The organism is Halomonas ramblicola (genome assembly GCF_030409215.1).
Classification (GTDB): Bacteria; Pseudomonadota; Gammaproteobacteria; order Pseudomonadales; family Halomonadaceae; genus Halomonas; species Halomonas ramblicola.
Window position 1 is genome coordinate 433,929 of record NZ_JAUFPL010000028.1, and the last position, 2,426, is coordinate 436,354.

Sequence of the window (2,426 nt, forward strand, 5' to 3'; positions counted from 1 at the left end):
CGCCGAGATCCAGCAGCTGCCGCTGGACACCATGCTCAAGGAGTGCGCCCCGGGGCAATTCGAGATCACCCTCAAGCACGGCGACGACGTCCTGGCGGCCTGCGACGCCGCCGTGCTGCTCAAGCGGCTGATCAAGGGCGTGGCCCAGAACCACGGCTTCGAGGCGACCTTCATGGCCAAGCCCTACGGCCTGGAAGCGGGCAACGGCACCCATGTGCACATCAGCCTGCTCGACGCGGCGGGTCACAACGTCTTCGCCGCCGCCGACGGCGATCCGCTGGGCAGCTCACGGCTCCACCAGGCGGTGGCCGGCCTGCTCGAGCTGATGCCCGCCAGCATGGCGATCTTCGCGCCCAACCTCAACGCCTTCCGGCGCTTCCAGCCGGGCCTCTACGTGCCCATGGCACCGACCTGGGGCTTCGACAACCGTTCGGTGGCGGTACGCATCCCCTCGGGCCCCAATGCGGCGCGGCGCATCGAGCACCGGGTGGCCGGCGCCGACGCCAACCCCTACCTGCTGCTGGCGGTACTGCTGGCCGGCATCGAGCACGGCCTGGCCGGTGAGCTCACCCCGCCTGCGCCGGTCACCGGCAACGCCTACGAGCAGATCGCCCCCAGCCTGACCAACAGCTGGTGCCGGGCGCTCGCGCTGCTGGAGGCCTGCGACCCCCTGCGCGAGGCGCTGGGCGAGGACTTCCTCGAGGTCTTCCTGGCCAACCGCCGCGCCGAACGCGACCAGGCCATGCAGCATGTCAGCCGCCTGGAGATCGACTGGTACCTGCGCCACGTCTGACATCAACGAACCGACGAGTGACAATCATGACAATGCCCACGTCGCCCCTCTCCCTCCGCCCTCCCCACCAGGATGTCCGGGAGGTGCGCTCATGAGCCATGCCGACACCTCCCAGCACGCCTTCGCCCCCTCACTGCCGGAGCGCCGCGGCAGCGGCCGCACCATGGCACTGATGACGGCCATCCTCGCCACGGTGGGGGGGCTGACGCTGCACCACGAGGCGGGCTCCGATTTCGGCTGGATCAGCCTGGTGCCCTCGCTGATCGTGCTGGTGGTGGCCATCGCCACCCACCGCACCCTGGAGGCCCTGGCCATCGGCGCCCTGGCCGGCCTGATCCTGCTCCAGCCCGCCGACCACATCGGCGAGCTCGCCGACATCTCGCTGGCGGTGATGATGGACGAGACCATCGCCTGGCTGATCCTGGTGTGCGGCCTGATGGGCGGCTTCATCGCCATGCTGGAGAAGTCCGGCTGCACCCTGAGCTTCAGCCACTTCCTGTCGCGGCTGGTGAAATCCCGTCGCCAGTCGCTGCTGAGCACCGCCGTGCTGGGGCTGCTGATCTTCATCGACGACTACCTCAATGCCCTGGCCACCTCCGCCTCCATGAAGCGCCTCACCGACCGCTTCGGCGTGTCCCGCGAGAAGCTGGCCTACATCGTCGACTCCACCGCGGCGCCGATCTGCATCCTGGTACCGCTCTCCACCTGGGCGGTCTACTTCGCCGAGCTGCTGGAGACCAACGGCGCCACCGACGGGCCCGGCATGTGGCTCTACCTGCAGGCGATCCCCTATATGCTCTACGGCTGGGTGGCCATGGGGCTGGTGATGCTGGTCGCCATCGGCCTGGTGCCCGACCTGGGCCCGATGAAGGCCGCCGAGGCTCGCGCCCGCGGCGGCCGGCCGATCCCCGACGGGGTCCACGAGACCCTGACGCCCGAGGCGCCGCCCCGGGGACGGCCGCTGGTCGGTGTCATGAACTTCGTGGCGCCCATGGCGGTGCTGATCGGCGCCAGCGCCTGGTTCGGGATCGACCTGCTCAAGGGGGTCATCGCCGCCACCCTGTTCACCATCGTCCTCTACCTGATCCAGCGCCTGGCCACCTTCGCCGCCCTGATGGACGCCATCATGGACGGCTTCCGCACCATGATGCTGCCGCTGGCCATCGTCGCCGTGGGCTTCGTGCTGCGCGACATCAACGAGCAGCTGGGCATGACCGCCTTCATGATCGAGGCGCTCACCCCCTACCTCACCCCGGCGCTGCTGCCGGCCATCGTCTTCCTCTCCATGGCCGTGGTGGTCTTCGCCACCGGCTCCTCCTGGGGCGTGTTCGTGATCTCGATCCCCATCGTGGTGCCCATCGCCCAGCACATGGACGCCTCCATGCCGCTGGTGGTGGGCGCGCTGCTCTCCGCCTCCAGCTTCGGCAGCCACGCCTGCTTCTTCTCCGACTCCTCGGTGCTCTCGGCCCAGGGCAGCGGCTGCACGCCCATGCAGCACGCCCTGACCCAGCTGCCCTATACCCTGATCGGCGCGGCCGTGACCACCCTGGGCTTCCTCGTCCTGGGGGTGGCGCTGGCCTGAGCCGGACACCGGCCACGACGCAACGACGCCGCCCCGGCCAGGCCGGGGCGG

2 protein-coding genes are annotated in these 2,426 nt (G+C 69.7%); both read left to right on the forward strand.

The features are described from left to right. Positions 1 to 793 (forward strand): glutamine synthetase family protein (locus tag QWY80_RS13075; protein WP_435389369.1); only part of this gene is annotated, 793 nt, incomplete at its 5' end. Positions 794 to 884: 91 nt separating this feature from the next. After that, positions 885 to 2,375, forward strand: coding sequence for a Na+/H+ antiporter NhaC family protein (locus QWY80_RS13080; RefSeq protein WP_290232171.1), 1,491 nt, complete (start codon positions 885 to 887; stop codon positions 2,373 to 2,375). Positions 2,376 to 2,426: the final 51 nt, after the last annotated feature.